Source organism: Roseomonas chloroacetimidivorans, assembly GCF_049629625.1.
Classification (GTDB): Bacteria; Pseudomonadota; Alphaproteobacteria; order Acetobacterales; family Acetobacteraceae; genus Roseomonas; species Roseomonas chloroacetimidivorans.
Genome location: NZ_JBNBZS010000168.1, coordinates 1 through 5,808 on the forward strand (window position 1 = coordinate 1; position 5,808 = coordinate 5,808).

Below are 5,808 nucleotides of genomic sequence, written 5' to 3' on the forward strand. Positions count from 1 at the left end.
CCGCCAAGCGTAGTACCCGGCGGTTGAGATACCCAGCACGCTGCAGAGCGCCTGAACCGGCCAGGAGCCTCGGCAGTCCTCGACCACGCGGAACCTCATCTCAGCGGTCCCGCGAAGATCGAAATGGTGGGTTCAACCGGTGAGCGCAACGGGGTTAATTCTGCGGTGATCCGGGAGTTCCTACGATGGCGCGGACTGGTCGGCCTGGGTTGTCAGCAGAGCAGAAGCGGGAACTCTGGGCCCGGTGGAAGGACGGCCAATCGCTCAGCGACATCGGTCGGGCGCTGGGCAAGCATGCCGGTTCGGTCTTTGGGGTGCTGCGCGCCAAGGGAGGCATAGCGCCGCCGATCCGAAAGCGATCCCGGCTGTCGCTCAGCCTGGCGGAGCGGGAGGAGATCTCGCGCGGAGTGGCCGCGGGGCTCTCGCTGCGCCGGATCGCAGCACAACTTGGCCGCGCGCCGTCCACAGTCAGCCGAGAGGTTCGTCGCAACGGCGGACCGCGGTGCTATCGTGCCGCGGGTGCCGATGAGCGCGCCTGGCACCGTGCGTCGCGCCCGAAGCCCTGCCTCCTGGCCGTCAACACGTCGCTTCAGATGCTGGTGGCGGCGAAGCTGCAGGACCAATGGTCGCCCCAGCAGGTGTCAGGCTGGCTCAAGGCCGGGTACCCTGATGACAGGGCGATGCGGGTGTCCCACGAGACCATCTACAAGAGCCTGTTCATTCAGGCGCGCGGGGTCCTGAAGAAGGAACAGCTCTCTAACCTGCGCAGCCGGCGGCTCATGCGGCGCGCCAAAACCGCGACAACGGAGGGCCAACCCCGGGGCCAGATCATCGACGCCGTCTCCATCCCAGACCGTCCCGCCGAGGCCGAAGACCGTGCCGTGCCCGGCCACTGGGAGGGTGACCTGATCACGGGCAGCAAAAACACCCACATCGCCACCCTGGTCGAGCGTCAGTCCCGGTTCGTGATGCTCGTGCAGGTCGACGGCAAGGACGCCACCAACGTGGTCGATGCCCTCATCCGGCAGGTGCAGCGGCTACCTGGACGGCTCATGTCATCGCTGACCTGGGACCGTGGAACGGAACTCGCTCACCACAAGCGTTTCAGCGTGGCGACCGATGTCGCGGTCTACTTCTGCGACCCACGCAGCCCCTGGCAGCGTGGAAGCAACGAGAACACCAACGGGCCTGCTGCGCCAGTACTTTCCCAAGGGATCCGATCTGTCCGTCCATACCCAGGACGAACTCGACGCCATCGCCCTCAAGCTCAACACCCGGCCGAGGAAAACTCTTGGATACAATACCCCGGGTGCTACCCTCGTACAGGCTGTTGCCTCGACCGGTTGAACCCACCATGGACTTTTTTAAAATGTCGCGCTCCATGCGCAGCCGATCGCACTCGCGCCGTAGCCGCGCGATCTCGGCGGCCTGGTCGGCCATCGGAACCGGCACGGGCTTGAGGGAGAGAGGGGCTGCGGGCTGCGGCGCCTCAGCTTTGGCACCGACAGCGCCGTACTGCCGCACCCAGCGGCACAGCAGCGTCGGGTGCAGCCCAACCTCAGCTGCCACCGCCGTGGATGTGCGCCCGCTGCTGACCACCAAGTCCACGACCTGGCGCTTGTAATCCTCCGTGTAGGACTGCGGCTTGGTCCTCGTCGCCTGCTGATCCATCGAACACCTCCAGTTCAAAGCTTGCCTCTGGGTGTCCACGGAAACCAAGGAGGATCATTGGCGACGGCGAAGCTTCCGCCAGTTCCGGCGCGTCGGTTGCCGTAGTGGGTGTACCGGCCCGACGCATACCGATCCGGTCGCCTCCCGGCGATCCGTAGCCCAGGCTCGTATGGGCTGAAGCAGCCGTTCATGGTTGCAGGATAGCGGGAAAGTGGCATCTTTTGACGCTTAGCCATTCGTTTCCGGGATTTCAGGAGTGCGACAGCGCTCGCTCCACGTGGGACCAAAGGAGAGCGCATGCCTAGATTGATGGCCAGGAAGGCCAAGCTCCTCACCCTGGCCGCCACTGCCCTGCTCGTGGGTGGCGTCGGTGGGCTCACTTGGTTCGGCTTCGATAATGCTCGTGAGACACAGCTCTGGGTTCGCCACACCTATGAGGTCATCACGGCGGCTGACCAGCTTGGGATAGCAGTGCGCGATGCCGAGATCGGCCAGCGCGGTTACCTGCTGACCGACCGCGACGACGATCTCGCCTCCCACCGGGATGCGCTCGATCGCATCACCCGGCTTCAGGAAGAACTCCGCCGCCTGACCTCCGACAACCCTGTCCAGCAGGACCAGCTTCGCGCCCTTGCGCCTCTTCTCCAGCAACGATTGGACAGCCTGGGGCGTGCCATCCAGGTGCGTCGTGATGAGGGGCCTGAGGCAGCCCGAGCCATGGTGCAGGCCGGCCGCGGGCGGCAACTCACAGCCGCGATCGAGTCCGCCCTCGCCGCCGTCCATGCCGAGGAGGAGCGCCTCCTCGAGTTGCGGAAGGAGGCGGCCGACCGCAGCCAGGCCCTCACCCGCTGGCTCGCCCTGGGTGGGGCCGCCCTGGCGGTCGCGCTGCTTGCCCTGTCCGCCCGCTTCCTCGCACGGGCAGAGGCGCAACTGACCCAGTCCGAGGCCACGCAGCGCGTTCTGGCGGAGCAGCTGCGCACTGCCCTCGAGAGCATCAGCCAGGGCATCGCCGCCTTCGACGCCGAGGGCCGGCTCGTGCGCTGGAACGAGTGCCTCGTGGCCCTGCTCGGCCTGCCCCGCTCCATGATGCGCGAGGGCATCGCCTATGAGGCCATTGCCGAGCAGGTCGGTGCGGCCACGAGCGGCCTTATGCTGGAGACATGGGATCAAATCCACCATGGGCGCGGGGGCGGTCCTCCGACGAGCCGGTGGTTTATGAACGGACGCGCGCGACCGACGGCCGCAGCTTTGAGCTGCGCCGCACGGCTATGCCCGGCGGGGGTTTCGTGCTGACCGTAACGGACATCACCGAACGGGTCCGCGCTGAGGCGACGGCGCGCGACGCTCAGCGCCTCCAGGCCATGGGTCAGCTCACGGGGGGCATTGCCCACGACTTCAACAACCTGCTCACGGTGGTTCTGGGCAACCTGGAACTCGCCAAACCGAAACTCGAGGAAAACAGCCCCGTCCTGCCGCGCATTGAGCGGGCGATCTGGGGCGCCAAACGTGGTGCCACCCTGACCCAGCAGCTCCTTGCCTTCGCCCGCAAGCAGCCGCTCGCCCCGGCACCGATCAATCTCTCCGCCATGCTGCCGGACATGGCGGAGCTTCTCCGCAGGACACTTGGCGCGCAGATCGAGGTTCGGGTGGTGGATGCGGCCGGGCTGTGGCCTGCGATGGCGGATGCGGTCCAGGTGGAGAGCGCCTTGCTCAATCTGGCCCTCAATGCCCGGGACGCCATGCCCGAGGGCGGACGGCTCACCATCGAGGTAGCGAACAAGGTGCTGGACGAGGCCTATGCGCGCCAGCACGTGGAGGTCACGCCGGGTGACTACGTGATGCTGGGTGTCTCTGATACGGGCACGGGCATGCCCCCGGAGGTGCTGGCCCGCGCCTTCGAACCCTTCTTCACGACGAAGGAGGTCGGCAAGGGCACGGGGCTCGGCCTCGCCATGGTGTTCGGCTTTGCCAAGCAGTCGGGCGGGCATGTGAAGGTCTATTCCGAACCGGGAGAGGGCACGACGGTGCGGCTCTACCTGCCGCGCGCCGTCGGGGTGAATCTGGCCGGAGTGCAGCGCCCGGGAACCCCGGTGGAATTGCCGCGCGGCTCGGCCACGGTGCTGGTCGTGGAGGACGAGCCTGCGGTGCGCGACGTGGCTGCCACCATCCTACGTGACCTCGGGTATCGGGTGCTGGAAGCGGCGGATGGAGCCGAGGCCGTGCGGGTATTCGAGGAGAAAGGCGCCGAAGTCGATCTGCTCCTGTCCGACGTGATCCTGCCCGGTGGCCTGAAGGGCCATGAGGTGGCTCGCAGACTCAAGGAGATCCGCCCGGGGCTGCCGGTGCTCTTCATGTCCGGCTACACGGAGAATGCCATCGTCCATCATGGCCGCCTCGACGATGGGGTGCACTTCATTGCCAAGCCGTTTGAGCGAGAGCAGCTTGCGCGCAAGGTGGCCCAGGTGCTGGAGGCCCCCATCAGTCTACAGCCCGTGGCAGGGGGCCAAGTGGTGTCCCTCAGACCTCGCCAGCCCAGGGTGCCAGGGACATGATACCAAGCGCCCTGACGGGTGACCGCTCAGGGTGGATTGTGTTGAAAAAGTCCGATGTATCATCGGAGGTTTCTATAGACGACCGCTCAGTGACACGTCTTTGCGGCAGAATGGCCGATCAGCAGTGGTCACCGACTTTTTCAACGAGAGGCGGGAGCAAAGGGCCAAGGGCCAAGGGCTCAGTGCAAGCGTGTCCCTCACAGCCATCGGCGATCGGCGGTGAAGTCCACTGTGAGCCAGCAGCTCGGTGCGAGGCCGCCGATCGCGTCGGCCACCTCAGCCCGCACGAGGTCCAGCGCGCCGAAGGTCGTCACAGCCTGTGGATAGGCGTGGAATATGGGCTCTGTCGCCGACTGCGTGCTCGTTTGTAGCGCGTCAACCAAGTTGTCCGGGACCGACAGCCAAGATGGCTGGTGCTGGCGGGGGCGGATGTTGGTTCAGGCGGTGATGTTTTCCTTGTTGTCGGTGAGGTTGTCGGCGTCAGCCTGGTGCTGATTGGCATCGAGGCTGTCGGTAGAGGTTGCCGCTGTGGCGCCGGTGTTGTTCTTGCGGCTGGCTGCGGCGCGGCGGCGATAGCTGTCGACATTCATCTCGAGGATGGTGGCGTGGTGAACGAGGCGGTCGATTGCCGCGACGGTCATGGCCTTGTCGGGAAAGAGCCGTTCCCAGGCACTGAAGGGTAGGTTGGCGGCAATCGCGAGGCTACGGTTCTCGTAGCGGCGGGCGATGAGCTCGAAGATGACGCTGGTTTCGGACTGGTCCTTCTGGGCGTAGGCGATGTCATCGAGGATGACGAGGTCGAAGCGGTCCAGCCTGGCGAGTGCCGGCTCGAGGACGAGGTCGCGCCGGGCGGCTTGCAGCCTCTGCACGAGGTCGGTGGTGCGGGTGTAGAGGACGCGCCGTCCGGTTTCGACGAGGGCATGGGCGACGGCGCTGAGGAGGTGGGTCTTGCCGGCGCCCGAGTTGCCAATGGCGATGAGATTGGCGCCGGTCTCCAGCCAGTCGCCGGCGGCGAGTGCCTCGATGCGGGCGCGTGGGACGCTGGGGAGGGCCTTGAAGTCGAAGGTGGCCAGGGTCTTGCCGGCGGGCAGGTTGGCTTCGAGGAGATGCCGCCGGATACGCCGGGTGTCGCGCTCGGCGAGCTCGATCTCGGCCAGGGCGGCGAGACAGCGGGCGGCGGGCCAGCCCTCCTGGTCGGCGCGCTCGGTGAGCGGCTGCCAGTGACGGTGGAAGCTGGGCAGGCGCAGCGCCGCCAGCATGGCGGGCAAGGCATGGACGTCGATGGCGCGGGTGGTCATGCGTGCGCCTCCAGCAGGGCGTCGAACTGGCCGAGGGTGGTGAGCGCGACGGGCACATCCTCGGGCAGGTCGCGCTGACGTGGCGTCAGGCGGCGCTTGAGGGTGGCCGCGTCCGGCAGGTGCCCGGCGGCGAGTTCGGCGGCGATCAGGCTGGCGAGCTCGGCCTCGTCGGTCGGGAAGTGGCCGCGTGCCCGCACGGCCCGGCGTAGCTTCGAGTTCAGTGCCTCGATAGCATTGGTGGTGTAGACGATCCGGCGCACCTCGATGGGAAAGGCATAGAAGGGGAT

At 66.7% G+C, this 5,808-nt stretch carries 3 protein-coding genes and 3 pseudogenes; 3 read left to right on the forward strand and 3 right to left on the reverse strand.

From position 1 onward, the window contains the following. Positions 1-185: 185 nt before the first annotated feature. A pseudogene (locus ACO1BU_RS35685) lies at positions 186-1,347 on the forward strand (IS30 family transposase). Positions 1,348-1,458: 111 nt separating this feature from the next. Here the strand turns inward: ACO1BU_RS35685 and ACO1BU_RS35690 are convergent. Beyond that, positions 1,459-1,671, reverse strand: a pseudogene (locus ACO1BU_RS35690) (transposase); the annotation flags it as partial. Between the two features lie 297 nt (positions 1,672-1,968). Between ACO1BU_RS35690 and ACO1BU_RS35695 the strand changes: the two are divergent. Both ACO1BU_RS35695 and ACO1BU_RS35700 read left to right on the forward strand, forming a co-directional pair. Next, positions 1,969-2,964: a CHASE3 domain-containing protein gene (locus ACO1BU_RS35695; protein ID WP_424140632.1), complete on the forward strand. Its 996-nt coding sequence runs from the start codon at positions 1,969-1,971 to the stop codon at positions 2,962-2,964. Continuing rightward, positions 2,880-4,223, forward strand: coding sequence for an ATP-binding protein (locus ACO1BU_RS35700; RefSeq protein ID WP_424140633.1), 1,344 nt, complete (start codon positions 2,880-2,882; stop codon positions 4,221-4,223). The genes ACO1BU_RS35695 and ACO1BU_RS35700 overlap by 85 nt, the downstream gene beginning before the upstream one ends. A 437-nt stretch (positions 4,224-4,660) precedes the next feature. Here the strand turns inward: ACO1BU_RS35700 and istB are convergent, their stop codons facing one another. Together istB and ACO1BU_RS35710 are read right to left on the reverse strand one after the other, a co-directional pair. Continuing rightward, positions 4,661-5,521 (reverse strand): IS21-like element helper ATPase IstB, encoded by an 861-nt coding sequence (gene istB, locus ACO1BU_RS35705; RefSeq protein ID WP_424140634.1) that lies wholly within the window; start codon positions 5,519-5,521, stop codon positions 4,661-4,663. Positions 5,522-5,667: 146 nt separating this feature from the next. Then, positions 5,668-5,808 (reverse strand): annotated as a pseudogene (locus ACO1BU_RS35710) (transposase); the annotation flags it as partial.